This is a genomic window from Pseudomonas sp. YuFO20, from assembly GCF_035064975.1.
Lineage (GTDB): Bacteria > Pseudomonadota > Gammaproteobacteria > Pseudomonadales > Pseudomonadaceae > Aquipseudomonas > Aquipseudomonas putida_AE.
The window spans coordinates 69,783-90,351 of record NZ_JAXDEO010000002.1 but is presented as its reverse complement, the minus strand read 5'-3'; the positions used below and the strand labels follow the sequence as shown (position 1 = coordinate 90,351).

General features: G+C 58.3%; 16 protein-coding genes and 1 pseudogene. 12 read left to right on the top strand and 5 right to left on the bottom strand.

What is annotated here, in order from left to right:
• Positions 1-11: 11 nt before the first annotated feature.
• Together SOP85_RS01715 and SOP85_RS01710 are read right to left on the bottom strand one after the other, a co-directional pair.
• Positions 12-1,166, bottom strand: a complete 1,155-nt coding sequence (locus SOP85_RS01715) for an acyl-CoA dehydrogenase family protein (RefSeq protein WP_323625860.1) — start codon at positions 1,164-1,166, stop codon at positions 12-14.
• A 58-nt stretch (positions 1,167-1,224) separates the two neighbouring features.
• Positions 1,225-2,091 carry an IclR family transcriptional regulator gene (locus SOP85_RS01710; protein WP_323625859.1) on the bottom strand — a complete coding sequence of 289 codons (867 nt, stop codon included), beginning with the start codon at positions 2,089-2,091 and terminating at the stop codon, positions 1,225-1,227.
• 238 nt (positions 2,092-2,329) lie between these two features.
• Between SOP85_RS01710 and SOP85_RS01705 the strand changes: the two genes are divergently transcribed.
• Genes SOP85_RS01705 through SOP85_RS01680 form a run of 6 tightly spaced genes read left to right on the top strand, consistent with a single transcriptional unit; the run spans position 2,330 to position 8,882 of the window.
• The gene (locus SOP85_RS01705; RefSeq protein ID WP_323625858.1) at positions 2,330-3,115 is read left to right on the top strand and encodes an enoyl-CoA hydratase; all 786 of its coding nucleotides are present in this window, start codon (positions 2,330-2,332) and stop codon (positions 3,113-3,115) included.
• Between the two features lie 3 nt (positions 3,116-3,118).
• On the top strand, positions 3,119-4,648 hold the full coding sequence (locus tag SOP85_RS01700; RefSeq protein ID WP_323625857.1) for a 3-hydroxyacyl-CoA dehydrogenase: 1,530 nt from the start codon (positions 3,119-3,121) through the stop codon (positions 4,646-4,648).
• A gap of 24 nt (positions 4,649-4,672) precedes the next feature.
• Complete coding sequence (locus SOP85_RS01695) at positions 4,673-5,875, top strand: 3-oxoadipyl-CoA thiolase (protein WP_110753640.1); 1,203 nt, start codon at positions 4,673-4,675, stop codon at positions 5,873-5,875.
• Positions 5,876-5,901: 26 nt separating this feature from the next.
• Positions 5,902-7,140, top strand: coding sequence for a CaiB/BaiF CoA transferase family protein (locus SOP85_RS01690; protein ID WP_323625856.1), 1,239 nt, complete (start codon positions 5,902-5,904; stop codon positions 7,138-7,140).
• 60 nt (positions 7,141-7,200) lie between these two features.
• Positions 7,201-7,950, top strand: coding sequence for an electron transfer flavoprotein subunit beta/FixA family protein (locus tag SOP85_RS01685; protein WP_323625855.1), 750 nt, complete (start codon positions 7,201-7,203; stop codon positions 7,948-7,950).
• 2 nt (positions 7,951-7,952) lie between these two features.
• A complete protein-coding gene (locus SOP85_RS01680; protein ID WP_323625853.1) occupies positions 7,953-8,882 on the top strand; it encodes an electron transfer flavoprotein subunit alpha/FixB family protein in 930 nt (309 codons plus the stop codon).
• A 42-nt stretch (positions 8,883-8,924) separates the two neighbouring features.
• On the opposite strand, the gene SOP85_RS01675 is transcribed toward SOP85_RS01680, so the two are convergent.
• Positions 8,925-10,793 carry a sigma-54-dependent Fis family transcriptional regulator gene (locus SOP85_RS01675; RefSeq protein WP_323625852.1) on the bottom strand — a complete coding sequence of 623 codons (1,869 nt, stop codon included), beginning with the start codon at positions 10,791-10,793 and terminating at the stop codon, positions 8,925-8,927.
• A gap of 313 nt (positions 10,794-11,106) precedes the next feature.
• On the opposite strand from SOP85_RS01675, the gene SOP85_RS01670 reads away from it, so the two are divergent.
• From SOP85_RS01670 to SOP85_RS01645, 6 genes are all read left to right on the top strand, one after another.
• Positions 11,107-11,907, top strand: a complete 801-nt coding sequence (locus SOP85_RS01670; protein WP_323625851.1) for an SDR family NAD(P)-dependent oxidoreductase — start codon at positions 11,107-11,109, stop codon at positions 11,905-11,907.
• A gap of 126 nt (positions 11,908-12,033) precedes the next feature.
• A complete protein-coding gene (locus SOP85_RS01665; RefSeq protein WP_323625850.1) occupies positions 12,034-13,713 on the top strand; it encodes a flavin-containing monooxygenase in 1,680 nt (559 codons plus the stop codon).
• Positions 13,710-15,158, top strand: a complete 1,449-nt coding sequence (gabD, locus tag SOP85_RS01660; protein ID WP_323625849.1) for an NADP-dependent succinate-semialdehyde dehydrogenase — start codon at positions 13,710-13,712, stop codon at positions 15,156-15,158. The genes SOP85_RS01665 and gabD overlap by 4 nt, the downstream gene beginning before the upstream one ends.
• 112 nt (positions 15,159-15,270) lie before the next feature.
• Entirely contained in the window at positions 15,271-16,602 is a 1,332-nt protein-coding gene (locus SOP85_RS01655; protein WP_323625848.1) for a carbohydrate porin, read from the top strand.
• Between the two features lie 59 nt (positions 16,603-16,661).
• On the top strand, positions 16,662-17,444 hold the full coding sequence (locus SOP85_RS01650) for a (S)-acetoin forming diacetyl reductase (RefSeq protein ID WP_323625847.1): 783 nt from the start codon (positions 16,662-16,664) through the stop codon (positions 17,442-17,444).
• A gap of 74 nt (positions 17,445-17,518) precedes the next feature.
• Entirely contained in the window at positions 17,519-18,643 is a 1,125-nt protein-coding gene (locus tag SOP85_RS01645; protein WP_323625846.1) for a glycerol dehydrogenase, read from the top strand.
• A gap of 128 nt (positions 18,644-18,771) precedes the next feature.
• Here the strand turns inward: SOP85_RS01645 and gfa are convergent.
• Together gfa and SOP85_RS01635 are read right to left on the bottom strand one after the other, a co-directional pair.
• A pseudogene (gfa, locus tag SOP85_RS01640) lies at positions 18,772-19,344 on the bottom strand (S-(hydroxymethyl)glutathione synthase); the annotation flags it as partial.
• Positions 19,345-19,410: 66 nt separating this feature from the next.
• Positions 19,411-20,520, bottom strand: coding sequence for an S-(hydroxymethyl)glutathione dehydrogenase/class III alcohol dehydrogenase (locus tag SOP85_RS01635; protein WP_060765978.1), 1,110 nt, complete (start codon positions 20,518-20,520; stop codon positions 19,411-19,413).
• Positions 20,521-20,569 lie beyond the last annotated feature (49 nt).

Genomic DNA, 20,569 nt, shown 5'->3' with positions numbered 1-20,569 from the left:
AGCCCGTGACCTCAGCTTTGAGCGTCGCGAATCATGTTGCGCGCGATAACGATTTGCTGGATCTGGGTCGTGCCTTCGTAAATGCGAAACAGACGAACATCCCGATAGAAGCGCTCGATGGCGTATTCACTCACATAGCCGGCGCCACCATGAATCTGCACGCAGCGGTCGGCGACCCGCCCACACATTTCCGTGGAGAACATCTTGGCGCAGGAGGCTTCAGTGCTGACGTTACGTCCATCGTCACGCTTGCGTGCCGCATCCAGCACCATGCAACGACTCGCATAGATTTCAGCCTTGCTGTCAGCGAGCATGGCCTGGATCAGTTGAAACTCGGCGATCGGTTTGCCGAACTGTTTGCGCTCCATTGCGTAGCGCAAGGCGTCGTCGAGCATTCGCTCAGCAGCACCAATACTCAGGGCTGCAATATGCAGGCGCCCCTTGTCGAGCACTTTCATGGCTGTCTTGAAGCCTACGCCTTCGACACCTCCAATGAGTTGGCTGGCGGGGACACGTGCATTTTCGAATATGACGTCGCAGGTGTGTGCCCCCTTGTGACCCATTTTGTGGTCAGGCTTGCCTAGGGAAACACCGGGTGTGCCGCGCTCGACAATAAACGCGCTGATGCCGGCGGCGCCTTTGATCTCAGGATTGGTTCGAGCCATCACCGTATAGATTCCGGCGTGCGGGGCATTGGTGATGAAGCGCTTGGTACCATTGAGAATGTAGCTGTCGCCTTCACGCACCGCGGTGGTTTTGAGTGAAGCGGCGTCCGAGCCCGCATCTGGCTCAGTCAGGCAGAAGGAGCTGAGCAGCTCACCGCTGGCCAGTTTTGGCAGGTAGTGATGCTTCTGCTCGTCAGTGCCATCCAGGAGGATACCGATTGAGCCGATACCGTTATTGGTTCCGATGTAGGAGCGAAACGCCGGCGAAGTGCGACCCAGTTCGAAGGCAATATTGACCTCTTCCTCCATCGTGACACCCAAGCCACCAAACTCTTCCGGAAGCGTCAGGCCAAACAGGCCCATTTCCCGCATCTGCTCGACGATGTCCTGGGGGATTGCGTCGGTGTCAGCTACCTCATTTTCCCGGGGAATCAGCACTTCGCTGACGAACTGACGAAGGGAATCCAACAGAATCTGCAGGGTTTCGGTATCACGGATCATGTGCGCTCCTGAGGCTCGCAAGCGAGCCGTTTTGTTAGAGCGCCGTTACTCCGTTGCGTCAGCGAGCAGCGGCGCCAATGTTATTGACCATGTTGATCAGGCGAGGCCCGATATCGTCCATGAGCTGTTCACGGGGAAGCTGAAAGCTCGGTCCACCGCAGTTGAAGGTCAGTAACCCGTACTGCGGGTGCAGCAATGGCACTGCGACGGAGTTGACGTCGCGGTGCCACTCACCGATCGACAGGCAGAAGCCGTAGTCGGCGAAATCCCTGAACGCTTTGTCCAGCCCCTTACGAATGGCTGGCCACTGCTCCGATTCGCGCTGGCGAATGTGATCGAGCAGAAATTCCCGCTCGGTTTCCGGCATTGCAGCAAGGCAGGCGCGACCCACCGAACTCTGTGCCAGGGGCAAATAACTGCCGATCTGACGACGCATGGTCATGTTGCCCTGGCCCTGGACTACATCCATGTACACCATCTGCAGTCGATCGCGGGCGGCCATGGCGACGGCGGCCTGAGCGTGATTGGCCAACTCTTCCATCAAGGGATGAGCCACCGTGCGGATCGCCAGATTCGACAACATGGCGTAGCCGAAACCCAATACACCCACGTCCAACTGATACTTGCCTGAATGCACTTCACGTTTGAGGCAGCCCAACCGCATCAACGTATTGGTCAGACGCGTCACGGTCGGTTTGGGCAGCCCGGTCATTCGCGCCAGGTCCTGATTGCCGAGTACGTTTTCGCGTGGGGTGAAACACCTCATCAATTCAAGCCCGCGAGCTAACGCCGTTACGAACTGGCCACTGTTTTCGTCTTCGCTCAGCGCGCTGGCGGGATCGAGCATGCCCATTTTCAACAAGCCGATTTCATCTGTTCCTTTCGACTGGCCCACGGCCTGGTGATCTGCCTTGTTGCGACCCATGGTAGAACCTCGCTTTCAAGAAATGCAAGAAAATAAAATACAGTTTCGCTAGACGAAATTATATTTGCTGCCTTTAAAAAAACCAATCTATTTTATTTTTAAGGCGTAAACACCTGTAAACAAAGGACTAAAACAGATTTATTGGTTTTCCTGTTTACAGCGATTTAGAAGCGTATCTATGATTGATCGTAATTACGGTATTCAGTTTCGTATAGCGAAATACAAATAAGAGGTAGCTATGGACTCCCGACTCAACGCTGTAGTGGATCTGCACATTCGCGATGATGCCGTCGCTGTCGTACAGATCCAGCGGCCCGAGGCCAGGAACGCGCTCAACAGCGCAGTGCGCGAACAGCTGGCAGCAATCTTTCGCTCATTGACCAGCAATGAGCAGGTGCGCGCGATCGTCCTCACCGGTGGTGAACTGTGCTTTGTCGCCGGGGCCGACATCCGCGAGTTCGCCGAGGCCAGCCCTATCGAGATGTATCGCCGTCACACGGAGTACTTGTGGGAGGCCATCGCTCGTTGCCCTAAACCTGTGATCGCAGCGGTGAATGGTTTCGCCCTGGGAGGCGGCTGCGAATTGGCGATGCACTGCGACATCATCGTTGCCGGACAATCGGCGCGTTTCGGTCAACCGGAGGTCAAGCTTGGCCTCATGCCGGGAGCGGGTGGCACTCAGCGCCTGATTCGTGCCGTCGGCAAATTCCAGGCGATGCGTATCGCGCTGACGGGCTGTTTGGTCCCAGCCCCCGAAGCGCTTGCCATAGGCATGGTCAGCGAAGTGGTGAGTGACGAACGCACAGTACCGCGAGCACTTGAACTGGCTGCTGAAATAGCCGCCTTGCCGCCGCTGGCTGTCGCACAGATCAAGGAGGTGATGTTGCTGGGTGCTGACTTGCCCCTGGACAGCGCGCTGGCGTTAGAGCGCAAGGCGTTTCAGTTGCTGTTCGATTCCAGGGATCAGAAAGAGGGTGCCAGTGCCTTCCTTGAAAAACGTAAAGCCACCTTCTCGGGAGAGTGATTCATGACACGCGAGATCAACCATATGGCGGTTGTCGGGGCTGGCATCATGGGCACCGGCATTGCCCAGATTGCAGCCCAGGCTGGTATTGAGGTCCTGCTGTTTGATAAACGCGAAGGCGCTGCCCAGTCGGCTCGCGATAACCTGGAACAGACCCTGGAAAAACTGGTGGGCAAGGGCAAGGTCCTCGCCGCGGATGCACAGGCCGCACTCGACCGCCTGCGTGTAGCGACCGATATGACCGAGCTAAAGGATGTCGACCTGGTCGTCGAAGCGATTATCGAGCGCCTTGATGCCAAGCAAGCCTTGCTCGCACAACTTGAAGCAGTCGTCGGTGACGATTGCATTCTGGCAACCAATACCTCATCGCTGTCCGTGACCAGCATCGCGCGGGAATGTCGGCGCCCTGAGCGTGTCGCCGGGTTTCATTTCTTTAACCCGGTGCCACTTATGAAAGTCGTTGAGGTCATCGACGGGCTGGCCAGTGATCCGCAAGTAGGTGATCGCCTGCAGGCGTTGGCATCGCGCATGGGCCATCGTGGAATTCGGGCCAAGGACACACCTGGTTTCATCATCAACCACGCGGGACGAGCCTACAGCACCGAGGCGTTGCAAATCCTCAAGGAGGGCGTGACTGAGCCCGCCGAAATCGACCGAATCCTGCGTGAAGGACTGGGTTTTCGCATGGGGCCGTTGGAGTTGTTCGACCTTACGGCCCTGGATGTCTCGCATCCGGTGATCGAGTCTATCTACAACCAGTTTTACCAGGAGCCTCGATATCGCCCGGCAGCGCTGACGCGTCAGATGCTTGAGGCTGGTTATGTCGGTCGCAAGGTTGGGCGTGGTTTTTACCGATACGCCAACGGGCAAATGGTTGATGCCCCCCCGGCGCAGTCAGTGCCAGTCGTGGAGACTCTACCGCCGGTGTGGTTGGGTACCGAGAACGAGGTCGATCGTGCCAATCTGACTGCTTTGCTTGAGAAGTTAGGCGCGGAGGTAGAGCAGGGCGCCACACCGTCCAGCAAAGCACTCTGCTTGCTGGCGCCCTACGGTTTGGACGCGACCGGTGCCGTGGAACACTTTGACACTGACCCGACCCGCACGGTGTGCATCGACCCGTTGCTAGACAGCGCTCGCTACCGCACGTTGATGTTGAACCCTGCAACCCAAGTCGACATGCGCAATGCCGCGCATGCATTGCTCGCTCGCGATGGCGTAGGCGTGAGCGTGATCAACGACAGTGTCGGCTTCGTCGCCCAACGTGTACTGGCAATGATCGTCAACCTGGCAGGCGATATCGTCCAACAGCGCATCGCCAGCGTCAAAGACCTGGATGAAGGTGTTCGCCGGGGGCTGGGCTATCCGCAGGGACCGTTGGCATGGGGCGACAGTGTCGGCAGCAAGCGCTTGCTGACCATCCTGCAGCGCATGACCGAATTAACCGGGGATCCTCGTTACCGGCCGGGCCCTTGGCTACGCCGACGCGCGACCCTCGGCCTGTCGCTGTGCCACACAGAATCGACACTTACCTGACCTTTTAACGCCTAGGATACTTCCATGCTCGACGCCTATATCTTCGCTGGGTTGCGCACCCCTTTCGGTCGTCACGGTGGAGCACTAGCACCCGTGCGACCCGATGATCTTGCTGCTCACGTGATTCGAGAATTGCTTGCGCGATATGCCATTCCTGGTGACGCCATCGAGGACGTTATCCTCGGCAATACCAATCAGGCGGGAGAGGACAGTCGCAATATCGCCCGCCATGCAGCGCTGCTCGCCGGCTTACCGGTGACGGTACCAGGTCAGACGGTCAATCGGTTGTGTGCCAGTGGTCTGGCCGCCGTAATCGACGCGGCTCGTGCGGTGACCTGCAAGGAAGGTGAACTGTTTATCGCTGGCGGGGTGGAAAGCATGTCCCGCGCCCCGTTTGTCATGGCCAAGGCTGAAGCGGCATACAGCCGTGAGTTGACGGTGTTCGACAGCACCATTGGTGCACGCTTTCCCAACCCGAAAATCATCTCCGAGTTTGGCAATGACAGCATGCCCGAAACGGGCGACAACGTTGCCCATGAGTACGGTATTGACCGAACACAGGCCGATAGTTTTGCCGCAGCCTCGCAGGCGCGTTACGAAGCAGCGCGCAAGTCAGGCTTCTTCGATGACGAACTTCTGGCGGTGAGTGTACCCACTGGCCGGAAGACTCCACCCAGCCTGATCGAACAGGATGAACACCCGCGCCCGCAATCGGATCTCGCGGCCCTGGCTCGTTTGCAGCCTTTGCGCGAAGGTGGTGTGGTGACAGCAGGCAACGCTTCCGGGGTGAATGATGGCGCCGCCGCACTGCTGATTGGCTCTTCTGCCGCTGGCGAACGCCATGGGCTGGTACCCATGGTACGAATCCTGTCTGCAGCCGCGGTGGGTGTGGCGCCTCGCATCATGGGTGTGGGGCCCGTCGAGGCTATCCATAAGGCTTTGGCGCGAGCCGGACTGAGTCTGGCGGACATGGACATCATCGAAATCAACGAGGCGTTCGCCAGCCAGGTTCTGGGCTGTCTCAAGGGGCTTGGCCTTGCTTTGGACGATCCTCGCGTGAATCCCAATGGCGGTGCCATCGCCGTCGGGCATCCGTTGGGCGCTTCTGGCGCGCGATTGGCGTTGAGCACCGCACGAGCATTGCAACTAAGTGGCAAACGCTACGCAGTGGTCAGTTTGTGTATTGGCGTTGGCCAAGGGCTGGCGATGGTTATTGAGCGCGTTTGAGTGCGCGCAAACAAAGGTGGTATGAAATGGGTGCTTTGACTGGATACCGCGTACTCGATTTAAGCCGTGTGCTGGCCGGTCCCTGGTGTGGTCAGACCCTGGCCGACCTGGGAGCCGAAGTCATCAAGGTTGAACGACCGGGTGCGGGTGACGACACCCGTGGCTGGGGGCCACCATGGATGAAGGGCCAGAACGATGAGGCTACAAACGAAGCCTCCTATTACCAATCGACCAACCGTGGCAAGTTGTCGGTGGCGCTGAACTTGGCGAGCGCCGAAGGTCAGGAACTGGTGCGTGCGCTGGCTACTTCCTGCGATGTGTTGATCGAAAACTATAAAGCCGGCTCGTTGGCCAAATACGGGCTGGATTATGCCTCTTTGTCCCAGCTCAATCCGCGCCTGGTGTACTGCTCGGTGACCGGCTTCGGACAGACCGGGCCTCGGGCTGCGGAGCCTGGTTATGATTTCATCATCCAGGGGATCGGCGGGCTGATGAGCATCACCGGGGAGCGTGATGACCTACCCGGTGGCGGGCCGCAGAAAGTTGGCGTGGCGTTCTCTGACCTGATGACAGGGCTTTACTCGACGGTCGCTATTCAGGCTGCATTGCTCAGTCGCGGGAAGACCGGCGTCGGTCAGCACATCGATATGGCGCTGCTCGACGTTCAGGTCGCCACGCTGTGCAACCAGAGCCAGAACTACTTGGCATCCGGTAAATCACCAGGCCGTTACGGTAATGCCCACGCCAACATCGTGCCGTATCAGGTATTCCGCGCCAGTGATCAGGATTTCGTTATTGCCTGCGGTAACGACTCCCAGTTCGTTGCATTGTGCGAGGCTATCGGTCTGGCGGACCTTCCTTCAGAGCCTCGCTTTGCGCGCAATGCGGACAGAGTGACGAATCGGGAGGCGCTCATCGAGATGCTTGCGCAGCATTTTCTCGGCGCCACCGCCGATGAATGGGTGCGACGAATTCACCCGCAAGGCGTACCGATAGGTGTGATCAACAGTATTGCCCAGGCGCTGGATGAGCCGCAGGTGAAGGCGCGCAATATGCTGGTGAACATCCCCCATCCGCTAAAGGCGGATTTTGTTACGGTGGGCAGCCCCATCAAGTTGTCCGGCACGCCGGTGGAGTATCTGCGCCCGGCACCGATGCTGGGTGAGCATACCGATGAAGTCCTCAAGCGTCAGTTGGGACTGGACGATGAGCGCCTGGCCGAGTTGAAGGCGCGCGGTGTCATCGAGCAACTGGGTGAACGCTGATATGCATAACCTCGCACGCCACCTGAGCTGCCGGGGCAATTTTTACCATTGGAGCCTGTCATGAAAGTCCTCGTAGCCATCAAGCGCGTGGTCGACTACAACGTGAAAGTTCGCGTCAAGGCGGACAATTCCGGCGTCGATCTTGCCAACGTCAAGATGTCGATGAACCCGTTCTGCGAGATCGCCGTGGAAGAAGCCGTACGCCTGAAAGAAAAGGGTGTTGCGACTGAAATCGTCGTCGTCTCCGTGGGCCCGTCCACCGCTCAAGAGCAATTGCGCACCGCGCTGGCTCTGGGTGCCGATCGCGCCATCCTCGTCGAGTCCGCCGAAGACCTGACTTCCCTGGCCGTTGCCAAGCTGCTCAAGGCTGTTGTCGACAAGGAGCAGCCTCAGCTGGTGATCCTTGGCAAACAAGCCATCGACAGCGACAACAACCAGACCGGCCAGATGCTCGCTGCATTGAGCGGTTACGGTCAGGGCACGTTCGCCTCCAAAGTTGAAATCAGCGGCGACAGCGTAGCGGTCACCCGTGAAATCGACGGCGGCGCACAGACAGTTTCCCTGAAACTGCCAGCCATCGTCACCACCGACCTGCGTTTGAACGAGCCGCGCTACGCGTCTCTGCCAAACATCATGAAAGCCAAGAAGAAGCCTCTCGAGACGCTGACTCCGGACGCTTTGGGCGTTTCCACCGCCTCCACCAACAAGACCGTGAAAGTCGAAGCGCCTGCTGCACGCAGCGCGGGTATCAAGGTCAAGTCGGTGGCTGAACTGGTCGAGAAACTGAAAAACGAAGCGAAGGTAATCTGACAATGACTATCTTGGTAATCGCTGAACACGACAACAAAGTGCTGGCCCCGGCCACGCTGAACACCCTGGCTGCCGCTGCCAAAATCGGCGGCGACATCCACGTGCTGGTTGCAGGCCAGGGCGCTGGCGCCGTGGCAGAAGCCGCTGCGCAAGTCGCTGGCGTGAGCAAAGTATTGGTAGCTGAAAACGCTGCCTACGCGCATCAGCTGCCGGAAAACGTCGCTCCTTTGGTGGCTGAATTGGGCAAGGGCTACAGCCACATCCTGGCTGCCGCCACTTCCAACGGCAAAAACATCCTGCCGCGCGTTGCCGCTGCACTGGACGTTGACCAGATCTCCGAGATCATCTCGGTGGAAAGCGCTGACACTTTCAAGCGCCCGATCTACGCCGGTAACGCCATTGCTACCGTTCAGTCGAACGCTGCAGTCAAGGTGATCACCGTGCGTGCTACCGGTTTCGACCCGGTGGCCGCTGAAGGCGGTTCGGCTTCGGTTGAATCGGTTGCTGCTGCTCACGACGCTGCGATCTCCAGCTTCCTTGGCGAAGAACTGGCCAAGTCCGATCGTCCGGAACTGACCGCTGCCAAGATCGTCGTTTCCGGCGGTCGCGGCATGCAGAACGGCGACAACTTCAAACACCTGTACGCCCTGGCCGACAAGCTGGGCGCTGCCGTGGGTGCTTCGCGCGCCGCGGTCGACGCAGGTTTCGTACCCAACGACATGCAGGTCGGTCAGACCGGCAAGATCGTTGCGTCGCAGCTGTACATCGCGGTTGGTATCTCCGGCGCGATCCAGCACCTGGCCGGCATGAAAGACTCCAAAGTGATCGTTGCGATCAACAAGGACGAAGAAGCGCCGATCTTCCAGGTGGCCGATTACGGCCTGGTGGCGGACTTGTTCGAAGTCGTCCCGGCGCTGCAGCAGGCTTTGTAAGGATCCATCGGCAGGCGCGCAAAGAGCTCGCCTGCCGCAGGCTCAGTCGTAAGATCCTTTGCCGGGCATTTTGATGCCATGCACGTTCACTTTGCGGTATAGCGTTGCCCGGGAGATCCCCAGCTCGCGCGCGGCCAACAGGGGTTTCCAGCGGTTACGCACAAGCGTGTCGATCAACGCCTGGCGTTCCGGGCTGCCGCTGACGGTCTCCAGGCCTTTTACAGGCGCACTCGCGCTGAGCGTCACTGGCAGATCATCCACTCCGATCACCGAGCTTTTACACACGGCGCACGCGTAACGCAGCACGTGATGCAGTTGTCGCATGTTGCCCGGCCAGCTGTAATTCAAAAGCATTTCCAGCGCTGATTCGCTCAGTTCCACACGCTCGCCCGAGCGCTCGCATTCGTCGTCCAGCAGTATGTTGATCAACGCCAGTTTGTCTTTGCGTTCGCGCAGCGGCGGTATATCGAAGCGTGCGCCGCTCAGGCGAAAAAACAAGTCTTCACGAAAGCTGCCGGCTTCAACCAGCGTTGCAATATCGCGGTGACTGGCACACACCACCTGAATATCGATGGCCTGGGTGCGGGCGCCACCCAGCGGAGCCACCTCACCTTCGCTGAGTACTCGTAATAGGCGGGTTTGCAAGGCCAAGGGCATGTCGCCGATTTCATCGAGAAACAACGTGCCGCCATCAGCCTGCTGCAACAGACCCCGCATGCCTTTGGTTGAAGCGCCGGTAAAAGCGCCAGCGGCATAACCGAACAATTCACTCTCTATCAGGCTCTCGGGTATCGCCGCGCAGTTCACTGCGACAAAGGGCTTGTCTCGACGTTTGCTGGCGGCATGCAGTTGCAGGGCAAAAAACTCTTTGCCCGCACCGGTCTCACCATGGATCAGTACGGGCAAACCGCGATCCTTGACCCGTACCGCCAACTCCATCGCCTGCGCAACCTTGGGGTCCAGCGCTGATGCCGGGTTGCTGGCCAGTGGCGAGCTGATGGGGCGGCGGGGCGCCTTGAGGCGCACGTGCAACCCCATCGACAGCAGAAAGTGGATGCTGTCATCCCCAGCGGCGGGCAGCTTTGCTGAGGCGAAGGCTTCGTCAATATGGGCGGGGATTCGGCCGCAACGCTGTAACAGCAGGCGCCGCGCTGCGGGGTTAAGCGCTTCTATGCGGCCATCCCGGTCCCATGCGAACAGGCATTGCGGTTGGCTGTCGACGTAACCCGGCAGGGGGTGCGCCCGTAATACCCATAGATCTTGGGTGCTGTACATGAAGTACGCATTTTCGAGTTCGGTAGCGCTTTGAATGACCATTTGCCGAATCAAATGCTGACTACGCCGGTCATCTGGGGCACGTACTGAAGAAACGTCCAATACCGCCAGGATCTCGCCGCTGGGTGAAAATATCGGCGCCGCGGAGCAGGTATTGCCAATGAATGCCGCACGGAAATGATCGAGTTTGTGCACGGTGACCGGCAATTTGTCGATTAACACCGCGCTGACAGCTGTCGTGCCTTCTTCTTTCTCCGACCAGCATGTGCCGACGTCCATTCCGGAGCGGCGGTACTCGCCGCGCAGGGCCGAGTCGATCCGGTAGTCGACGGTACAACCGAGCGTATCAGTGAGCATCACGCAGTAGTCGGCGTCGCGAACGCGGCTGTGCAGCCGTGACATTTCATCACCTGCCAGGTGCAGGAAATCGTCAACACGCTGGCGGTGCTCATTGATCTGGTGAGCCTCCAGCACCCTAGGCCCCTGTAAGGACCCCGGGTCGAGCTTGTAATACTGTACCGAGCGACGCCAGGAATCGAGGATGGCGTTGGGCACCGGCAGAGTCGGGGCATTCTGGGCAGTGCGCAGTACGCGACTCACGTGTTCCACATGAGTCTTCGAAAAACCAGAGGACATGGTACCTCCGAAGGTTAGATCTTATTTTTCTGTTGATGGCCATTAAAGGCGGCTTGGCCAATCCCTTCAAGCTGAATTCGTCAGCCGGTGCCGGTGAGACATAACCGCTCAGCATTCGCAGCGTCCCGCGGGAGACGCGAGCGGTTATGTCTTGCGGTGGCGGGCGTGGTGGTTGTGAACAATCATGCGTTTAGCGCTCTATTCCGGGCGTTGTGGCCGAGTATCAAAATGTTGGCACCCGACTTGCTCTGTCAGTCTCAGCAGGCCGCATAGAACGGTCGCATCTCAACAACAATAAAGACAGAGGCAGTACATGAGCGAATTCAACGCTGTGAATTTCTCCCTGAACGGCAAGGTTGCCCTGGTAACAGGCGCTGGCCGTGGCATTGGCCAGGGTATTGCGCTGAGCCTGGCCCAGGCGGGCGCAGACCTGGTGTTGGCCGATTACGACTTGGGGATCGCGCAAGAGGCTGCCGCCTTGGTCCAGGCCCTGGGTCGTCGGGCTGTGGCCCTGCAAGTTGACGTCAGCAAACCCGAGAGTGTCGCCAGCTTGATTGAGCAGGTCAGGGCGCAATTTGGCCGCTTGGATGTGGCGGTCAACAACGCAGGCGTGGTCAGCCTCGGTCGGGTCGATGAGTTGGCCGTCAGCGAGTGGGACCGCATCATGAACATCAACGCCCGTGGCGTATTCCTCTGCTGCCAGGCCGAACTCAAACTGATGCGCGAGCATAACTTCGGCCGCATCATCAACCTGGCCTCGATTGCCGGCAAAGTCGGTTTCCCGGACCTCTCCCACTACAGCGCCTCCAAGTTCGCCGTGATCGGTTTCACCAACGCCTTTGCCAAGGAAGTTGCCCGCGAAGGCATCACGGTTAACGCCCTTTGCCCAGGTGTTGTGGGCACCGGCATGTGGCGAGGTGATGAAGGGCTTTCCGCGCGTTGGGCGCAACCCGGCGAAACCGAAGTGCAATCCTGGGAGCGCCATCAGTCCAGCCTGCTGCCTCAAGGGAAAGCGCAAACCGTGGAAGACATGGGCCAATTGGCCGTTTACCTGGCATGCGCGCCTCACGTTACCGGGCAGGCGATCGCTGTTGATGGCGGCTTCTCGCTCTAACTGACCCCGTTCACTTACCAAGTTTATGTCCGCTGAGTCCTAATTCAGGGGAGCGGATAAGTCTTGCCTGCAGCTTTGCTCTTGAGTTGAAGCCTGCAGGCGCACTGATCGAAACAGGAGAACATAATGACAACTACAGTTCTGGCCAAACGTTCCGTTGGCACCGACGTTATCAACTACGACGCCATTGTGATCGGCGCAGGTTTCGGCGGCATTTACATGCTCAAGAAATTACGCGATGAATTGGGCTTGAAGGTGCGCGCCTTCGACAAGGCCGGTGGCATCGGCGGTACCTGGTTCTGGAATCGCTACCCCGGCGCGTTATCCGACAGTGAATCGTTTGTCTATTGCTTCTCCTGGGACCGCGAACTGTGCCAGGAATGGGACATCACCACGCGCTACCTGACCCAGCCGCAGATCTTGTCCTACTTGAACCACGCAGTAGATCGCCACGACTTGCGCCGCGATATCCAGCTTGAAACAGGGATTAGCGCCGCCGTGTTCGACGAGCAGAGCAGCCGCTGGCTGGTCACGGCCGATGACGGTCATCAATACAGTGCCAAATACCTGGTGACGGCGCTGGGCCTGTTGTCGGCAACGAATGTGCCCAAGATCAAAGGCCTCGATCAATTCAAGGGGCACATGTATCACACCGCCAACTGGCCGGCAGATGCTGTGCTGGAAGGCAAACGCGTGGGTGTGATCGGCACGGGTTCGACGGGTTGCCAGGTCATCACCGCGATCGCACCAACCGTCGGCCACCTGACCGTGTTCCAGCGCTCTGCGCAATACACCGTGCCGGTGGGCAACGGTCCGGTCAGTCGCGAATACGCCGAAGACATCAAACGTAACTATGACGCAATCTGGCAAGAGGTGCGTTCCTCGCGCTTGGCGTTCGGCTTCCCCGAAAGCGACATTCCCACCATGAGTGTGGATGCTGCTGAACGCAAAGCCATCTTCCAACGCGCCTGGGAAGGTGGCGGCGGTTTCCGCTACATGTTCCAGACCTTCAACGATATCGCCACCAGTGAAGAGGCCAATATCGAGGCGCAAAACTTCGTTCGCGAGAAAATCGCCGAGATCGTCACCGACCCGCAAACCGCACGCAAGCTCATGCCGCGCGACCTGTACGCCAAGCGCCCGCTTTGCGACAGCGGCTACTACGCCACCTTCAACCGGCCCAATGTGTCGCTGGTCGACGTCAAGGCAAACCCGATTGACGAGATCACTGCCAAGGGCATTCGTACGGCAGATGGCGTCGAGCACGAGCTTGATGTGCTGGTGTTTGCCACCGGTTTTGACGCCGTAGACGGTAACTACAAGCGCATCGACATTCGCGGCCGCGATAACGTCTCGATGAGGGATCACTGGGCTGACGGCCCATCGAGCTACCTGTCGGTGGCCACCACCAAATTCCCGAATATGTTCATGATCCTGGGGCCTAACGGTCCGTTCACCAATCTTCCGCCGACGATTGAAACCGAAGTGGAGTGGGTCTGCGATCTGGTTGGCTTCATGGAGCAGAACGAGTTGGCCTGCGTGGAACCCTCTGCGCAAAGCGAGCAGGAATGGGGCAAGACCTGCCAGGACATCGCCGATCAGACGCTGTTCGCCAAGACCGATTCGTGGATCTTCGGCGCCAATATCCCCGGCAAAAGCAATAAGGTTTATTTCTACATGGGTGGTTTGGGCGCGTTCAGCGAACAACTGGAAGCGGTCAAGAACGATGACTACAGGGGCTTCAAGTTCAAGGCCGTGAGTATTGATCAGGCGCAATTGCGCCGCGCTACGGAGCACCTGAAATGAAGTTGAACAACCCTCAGCTCTTGCGTCATCAAGCCTATATCGACGGTGAGTGGCTCGCCGCTGACAACGAAAGCATTATCACCGTGGTCAATCCATCGACGGGCGTGACCGTCGGCCAGGTGCCGCGCATGGGCAAGGCTGAAACACGCCGTGCCATCGAAGCGGCCGAGCGCGCGCTGCCGGCGTGGCGTGAGCTTTCTGCCAAGGCCCGCGCCAATGCGTTGCGGCGCTGGTACGACTTGATTATCGAAAACCAGCACGATTTGGCTCACATCATGACCCTGGAGCAGGGCAAGCCGCTGCCTGAAGCGCTGGGTGAAATTGTCTTCGGCGCGTCCTATATCGAGTGGTATGCGGAGGAGGCGAAGCGGGTCTACGGCGATATTATTCCGGGCGCAACGGACAAACGCTTGCTGGTCATCAAACAGCCCGTGGGTGTTTGCGCCGCCATTACGCCGTGGAATTTCCCCAGCGCAATGATCACCCGCAAAGCCGGGCCGGCGCTGGCCGCGGGTTGCACCATGGTCATCAAGCCGGCCTCCCAGACGCCGTTCTCGGCATTGGCGCTGGTGTACCTCGCCGAACAGGCGGGCATCCCCAAGGGGGTGCTGTCGGTGGTCACGGGCGCCGCTGCAGAGATTGCCGAAGAGCTGACCGGCAACCCGGTCGTGCGCAAGATTTCCTTCACGGGGTCCACCGAGATCGGGCGCCAGATCATGGAAAAATGTGCCCACGACATCAAGAAAGTCTCCCTGGAGCTTGGCGGCAACGCGCCCTTTATCGTGTTCGAAGATGCCGATCTGGATGCTGCCGTTGAGGGCGCACTCGCTTCGAAGTTTCGCAATGCCGGGCAGACCTGCGTCTGCGCCAATCGCCTGTATGTGCATGACAACGTGTACGACGCCTTCGTCGACAAACTCGCATCAGCGGTGGCCGCTCTGAAGATTGGCGATGGTTTCACCGATGGTGTCACGCTCGGCCCACTGATCGATGGCAAGGCCGTCGCCAAGGTGCGCGAGCATATCGAGGATGCCTTGGCCAAAGGGGCCAAGGTGGTCCAGGGCGGCAGTGCGCATGCCCAGGGCGCCAATTTCTTTGAGCCCACCATCCTGGTGGACGTGCCGGACACCGCTCGGGTCGCCAAGGAAGAAACCTTCGGGCCATTGGCGCCGGTCTTCCGCTTCTTCGATGACGCCGAAGTCATCGCTAAAGCCAACGACACCGATTTCGGCCTGGCGGCTTATTTCTACACCGCAAACCTGAGCCGGGTGTTTCGTCTGGGGGAGGCGCTGGAGTACGGGATCGTCGGGGTCAACACCGGGATTATCAGTTCCGAAGCCGCACCGTTTGGTGGGGTGAAGGCATCGGGTGTCGGCCGGGAAGGCTCCAAATACGGGCTGGAGGATTACCTGGAGATCAAATACCTCTGCCTGGCTGGCATTTGATCTGTAGCTGCCCACTCTTCGACTGATTGCTTTCTTGAGTGACCGCTAGGGCGCTGCCTTGCGGTCCAGTCAACGCTGTGTCGTAAACATAAAAACAATAGGGTAAATCGACATGAACATCGCTTGGAAATTGCCGATGGGGCTCGGGCTCCTGTCATGCATCGCCGTGCCTGCCTCTGCCGACGATGCTTCCTCGAAATGGGGAACCGGAGATTGGGGAGGGGTTCGTAGTGAGCTACTGGAGCAGGGCGTTGACGTGATTGTCGGTTACGTCGGCGAAGCTGCCACCAATGTCCACGGAGGCTATAACCATGACCGCACGGCGCGCTACACCGCGCAATGGGCACTGGGCACTCACCTGGACCTGCAAAAGTTGCTTGGCTGGAATGACGCCGAGTTCCAACTGCTGGTAACTGAACGCAATGGCAACAACCTCTCCAACGATCGCGTTTCTGATCCACGCGCGCCGCAACTCAGTTCGGTGCAAGAGGTGTGGGGCAGGGGGCAGACCTGGCGCCTGACCCAGATGTGGTACCGCCAGAAATTTTTCGACAGTGCCCTGGATCTCAAGTTTGGCCGCGTGGGCGTCAACGAAGACTTCGCCAGTTTCCCATGCGACTTCCAGAGCCTGTCTTTTTGCAGTGCACCCATCGGCAACGTCGCCGGTGATGTCTGGTACAGCGGGCCTGTGAGCCAGTGGGGCGGGCGGGTGCGCTACAACCTCGATGAACACTGGGCGGTGCAGGTCGGGGTGTATGAGCAGAACCCGTCGAACCTCAGCACCGGCAATGGCTTCAAGCTCAGCGGCAGTGGCACCAAAGGCGCGTTGGTGCCGGTGGAGGTTATCTGGAAGCCATCAGTCGGCAAAGAAGCCTTACCCGGTGAATACCGCCTGGGTTACTACCACAGTAGTGCCAGCGCCAACGATCTATTCGACGACGTCAACGGTAACCCGCAGGTGTTGACTGGCCAGGCGCCAAAGTCGCGCAGCAGCAAACACGGCGCATGGATCATTGGCCAACAGCAGGTCACTACCCATAACGGCGATGCCTCACGCGGCCTAAGCGTATTTGCCAGCCTGACCGTGCATGACAAGGCCACCAGCGGTATCGAGAGTTTTCAGAACATCGGTGCGGTCTACAAAGGCCCGTTTGATGGGAGGCCCAAAGATGACCTCGGCGTGGGCGTCGCACGCCTGAAGGTTAACGATAACGTCACCAAGCGCCAGCACCTGATCAATGACAGCACGGGCATCAGTGACTATGACGACCCACAGTACGTTCCAGTGCAGCACAGCGAATACAACATCGAACTCAATTACGGCGTACACGTGACCAACTGGCTAACCGTGCGCCCGAACGTGCAGTACGTGCGCAATCCAGGCGGCGTCTACGAGGTGGACAATGCCTGGGTTGCCGGTATGAAGCTCCAGGCGAGCTTTTGAGCCGGGGCATTGTGTGACCAGTCTTTAACCCCCCATCACGAATAAGAAGGAACACCAGAATGAGTAAGTCCTTGGGAAAAGTTGCTTTTGTAACCGGTGCCGGCCAAGGGATCGGAAAGGCCATTGCCTTACGCTTGGCAGCAGATGGTTTTGCAGTAGCCTGCGCCGATATGAATCTTGAAACAGCCGATCAGGTGGCTGAAAACATCAGGAAAACGGGCGGCAAAGCCCTGGCGATAAAGGTCGATGTTGCCGATCGCGAGGATGTTTTCAAGGCCGTGCAGGCAGCGCTGGAGGGCTTGGGTGACCTGCATGTGGTCATCAATAACGCAGGCATTGCGCCCATTGCTCCAATCGAAGCGATTACGCCAGAGATCTATCGGCGAACGTTCGACATCAATGTGGGTGGTGTTCTCTGGGGCATACAGGCGGCAGTAAACGCGTTCAAGGCGTTAGGTCACGGCGGCAAAATCATCAGTGCTTCGTCGCAGGCCGGTCATATCGGCAATCCCGACCTGGCGGTGTACGGTGGGACCAAGTTTGCCGTGCGTGGCATCACCCAGACCGCGGCCCGGGAATTGGCTCACCTGGGTATCACGGTAAACGCCTACTGCCCTGGCATCGTGAATACACCGATGATGCGCAAGGTCGCCCAGGACGTGGCCAATAACGCGAGTCAAAGCATTGAATGGGGGATGGAACAATTTGCCCAGCACATCACCTTGAAGCGACTTTCCCAGCCTGAAGATGTGGCGGCCTGCGTTTCCTTCCTGTCCGGCCCTGACTCCGACTACATGACCGGTCAGGCCGTGATCATTGATGGCGGAATGGTATTTAACTGATTCGTCATCAGCGCAGGGGAACGCTCAAGCGTGCACACGGTGAGCGTTTTGCGCATGCGACGTGAGGGAATGAGATGACTATTACCAAAGGCATTGCATCGCCGGCCAAATTTCTGGTCCAGGCCGATGCACTGGTGGATTTAGCGATACATGGCAAAGCCTTCGGGGCCAATGCCTATTTGATCTGCGATCAATTTATCGTCGGCCGGGTTCATGAGAAAGCGATGCAGGGGTTCAAAAACGAACAACGCGCCGAGTTGGCCGTGTTTGGCGGGCAGTGTTCCGATAGTGAAATTAACAGGCACGTGGAAGCGGCGCGTGGGGCTGATTATGTCGTCGGGATAGGTGGTGGAAAAACCTTGGATACCGCCAAGGCGGCGGCACACTTCCTGGAAAAACCCGTGTTGATCCTGCCTACGTTAGCCTCTACGGATGCTCCCTGTACGGCGATTTCGGTTATTTACAACGACGACGATACGTTTAATCGCTATTTGTTTTTATCCAAAAACCCGGACGTTGTTTTAGCCGACACACGTATTCTGGCCGAACAACCCCCGCGCTTTTTTGCAGCGGGCGTGGGTGACGGTCTGGCCACGTATTTCGAGGCTCGGGCGTGCTTTGCCGCGCAACGCGACAATCTGATCTTGGGCAATGACGGCAGGATGCTCAAACCCACATTGATCGGGTTTGCGATTGCCAAAGCGTGCTACGAGACCATCAAAAAGTATTCGGCCCAGGCGGCCTTCGCGGTGCAGAAGAAAGCCATTACTGCCGCCCTGGAGAATACGATTGAAGCCACTATTTACATGTCCGCTGTCGGGGCTGAGTCGGGTGGTTGTGCCGCTGCGCATGCGATCCATAACGGGATGACCAACGTGCATGATCTGCACAGCGCACAACACGGCGAAAAGGTCGTGTTCGGCCTGTTCACCCAGCTCGTGATGGAAGCTGCGCCCATGGCTGAAATTGAGGAGGTGGTGGATATTGCAATGGCAGTCGGTTTGCCACTGACGCTCGAAGACTTGGGGCTCAAACACTTCAAGGAAGCGGAGTGGAGAAAAGTGGCCGAGTTGGCCTGCGATAAAAACGACACGATGCACAACATGCCTTTCACGGTGACGCCGGACCTGGTGTATGACGCGATCGTGGCGACTGACGCATTGTTGCATGGCTTCAAGAGACAAAAGGCTGTGCATTAGCCCCTTGATTGAGTACCCGTTTTGAGGCGTCCGTAGCGCTCAAACGGTTTGGCGCCGTCAATCGTTCAAACGGATTGGCGGCGCCTTTTTTTGAACATGGCACTGAGGGTGCCAATATTACCTGGCCTGGCCTGCGCTGCGCCTTTGAGCTTGGCGACTTGGGTTGCCAATACATCCATCAAGTCCGGGGACAGGCAGTCGTAGGTCTCCAGTCCGATTGACCGCAGACGCGTGCGGATGCCCTTCATCTGCTCAGGAGGCGTGCCGGTTTCTATGATCGAAGAAACGAACGCCGCGAATCCCGGAGCAGACCAACCAGCCTGTGGCGACAGTTCAGTATGAACGAAGTCCAGGCCATAGAAAGCGTGGTCCTTGTTCTCGATACGCCCGTACATGTGCGCATGACACGCGGTGCAGGCGTGGCGCTGAATGCCCGCGTTCTTGTCGACAATAGCGAGCTTGTCTGCATGTGCAGTGACGCTGACGGTGTCACGCGGTACCACCGCAATGACGGCAAATGTAGCGCCCGCCGGTTTCCAGCATTTGCTGCAGCCACAGGCATGGTTATGCAGGGTCTGGGCCGCGATTGTCACCTCGACCTTATCCGCAGCGCACAGGCATTGCAGTGTGCCCCCGGTAAAGTCAGAAGCAGTAGCGGATAGGCCGTTATCCAGTGACGGATGAAGTTTGATATCGCTCACTGTGTATCTCCAGATCAGTAAGGAACTCGAAATGACCCGAGGGGCTTTGCGCCCCTGGGCTTCACGTCAGTACTTGATGACGGTGCGGATCGACTTGCCTTCATGCATCAGGTCGAACGCTTCATTGATGCGTTCCAGTGGCATGGTGTGGGTGACAAAAGGCGCCAGTTCGATTTCACCTTTCATGGCGTCCTCAACCATTTTCGGCAGTTGCGTGCGGCCTTTGACGCCACCGAACGCCGAGCCTTTCCAGGTGCGTCCGGTAACAAGCTGGAAGGGACGTGTGGAAATCTCCTGGCCCGCGCCAGCGACACCGATGACGATGGATTGCCCCCAGCCACGGTGCGAACTTTCCAGCGCAGCGCGCATGACATTCACATTACCAATGCATTCAAACGAGTGGTCGACGCCCCAGCCGGTCGCTTCGATGATGACCTGTTGGATCGGCTTTTCATGATCTTTCGGGTTGATGCAATCGGTGGCACCGAAGGACTTGGCGAGTTCAAACTTGCCCGGGTTGGTGTCCACGGCAATGATGCGGCCGGCCTTGGCCTGGCGCGCGCCTTGAATAACGGCAAGACCAATACCGCCGAGACCGAATACTGCAACGGTGTCCCCCGGTTGTACCTTGGCGGTGTTGTGCACCGCACCGATCCCCGTGGTTACGCCGCAGCCCAACAGGCATACATGCTCAGGGTTGGCGTCAGGGTTGATCTTCGCGACAGAGACTTCTGCCACCACGGTGTACTCGCTGAACGTCGAGCAACCCATGTAGTGATAGAGCGGCTGGCCATTGTAGGAAAAGCGCGTAGTGCCATCGGGCATAACGCCTTTGCCCTGGGTCTCTCGAACCGCGACGCAAAGGTTGGTCTTCCCGGACTTGCAGAACAGGCATTCGCCGCATTCGGCGGTGTACAGAGGGATAACGTGGTCGCCTGGCTTGAGGCTGGTGACGCCTTCGCCCACTTCCACGACGATGCCAGCACCTTCATGGCCCAGGACCACAGGAAACAGGCCTTCAGGGTCATCACCCGACAAGGTGAAGGCATCGGTATGGCACACACCGGTATCGGTGATCTTGATTAGCACTTCGCCTTTGCGGGGTGGCGCAACATCGATCTCGACGATTTGAAGTGGCTTGCCCGGTTCAAATGCAACTGCAGCACGTGATTTCATAAAGGTATTTCTCCAAGTAGTAATGCTCGTATGGCTGGTGAAACGTAGG

Bases quoted from the DNA above. Each gene is read 5' to 3' on its own strand.
- SOP85_RS01715 (WP_323625860.1), bottom strand. From the start codon at position 1,166: ATGATCCGTGATACCGAAACCCTGCAGATTCTGTTGGATTCCCTTCGT.
- SOP85_RS01710 (WP_323625859.1), bottom strand. From the start codon at position 2,091: ATGGGTCGCAACAAGGCAGATCACCAGGCCGTGGGCCAGTCGAAAGGA.
- SOP85_RS01705 (WP_323625858.1), top strand. From the start codon at position 2,330: ATGGACTCCCGACTCAACGCTGTAGTGGATCTGCACATTCGCGATGAT.
- SOP85_RS01700 (WP_323625857.1), top strand. From the start codon at position 3,119: ATGACACGCGAGATCAACCATATGGCGGTTGTCGGGGCTGGCATCATG.
- SOP85_RS01695 (WP_110753640.1), top strand. From the start codon at position 4,673: ATGCTCGACGCCTATATCTTCGCTGGGTTGCGCACCCCTTTCGGTCGT.
- SOP85_RS01690 (WP_323625856.1), top strand. From the start codon at position 5,902: ATGGGTGCTTTGACTGGATACCGCGTACTCGATTTAAGCCGTGTGCTG.
- SOP85_RS01685 (WP_323625855.1), top strand. From the start codon at position 7,201: ATGAAAGTCCTCGTAGCCATCAAGCGCGTGGTCGACTACAACGTGAAA.
- SOP85_RS01680 (WP_323625853.1), top strand. From the start codon at position 7,953: ATGACTATCTTGGTAATCGCTGAACACGACAACAAAGTGCTGGCCCCG.
- SOP85_RS01675 (WP_323625852.1), bottom strand. From the start codon at position 10,793: ATGTCCTCTGGTTTTTCGAAGACTCATGTGGAACACGTGAGTCGCGTA.
- SOP85_RS01670 (WP_323625851.1), top strand. From the start codon at position 11,107: ATGAGCGAATTCAACGCTGTGAATTTCTCCCTGAACGGCAAGGTTGCC.
- SOP85_RS01665 (WP_323625850.1), top strand. From the start codon at position 12,034: ATGACAACTACAGTTCTGGCCAAACGTTCCGTTGGCACCGACGTTATC.
- gabD (WP_323625849.1), top strand. From the start codon at position 13,710: ATGAAGTTGAACAACCCTCAGCTCTTGCGTCATCAAGCCTATATCGAC.
- SOP85_RS01655 (WP_323625848.1), top strand. From the start codon at position 15,271: ATGAACATCGCTTGGAAATTGCCGATGGGGCTCGGGCTCCTGTCATGC.
- SOP85_RS01650 (WP_323625847.1), top strand. From the start codon at position 16,662: ATGAGTAAGTCCTTGGGAAAAGTTGCTTTTGTAACCGGTGCCGGCCAA.
- SOP85_RS01645 (WP_323625846.1), top strand. From the start codon at position 17,519: ATGACTATTACCAAAGGCATTGCATCGCCGGCCAAATTTCTGGTCCAG.
- SOP85_RS01635 (WP_060765978.1), bottom strand. From the start codon at position 20,520: ATGAAATCACGTGCTGCAGTTGCATTTGAACCGGGCAAGCCACTTCAA.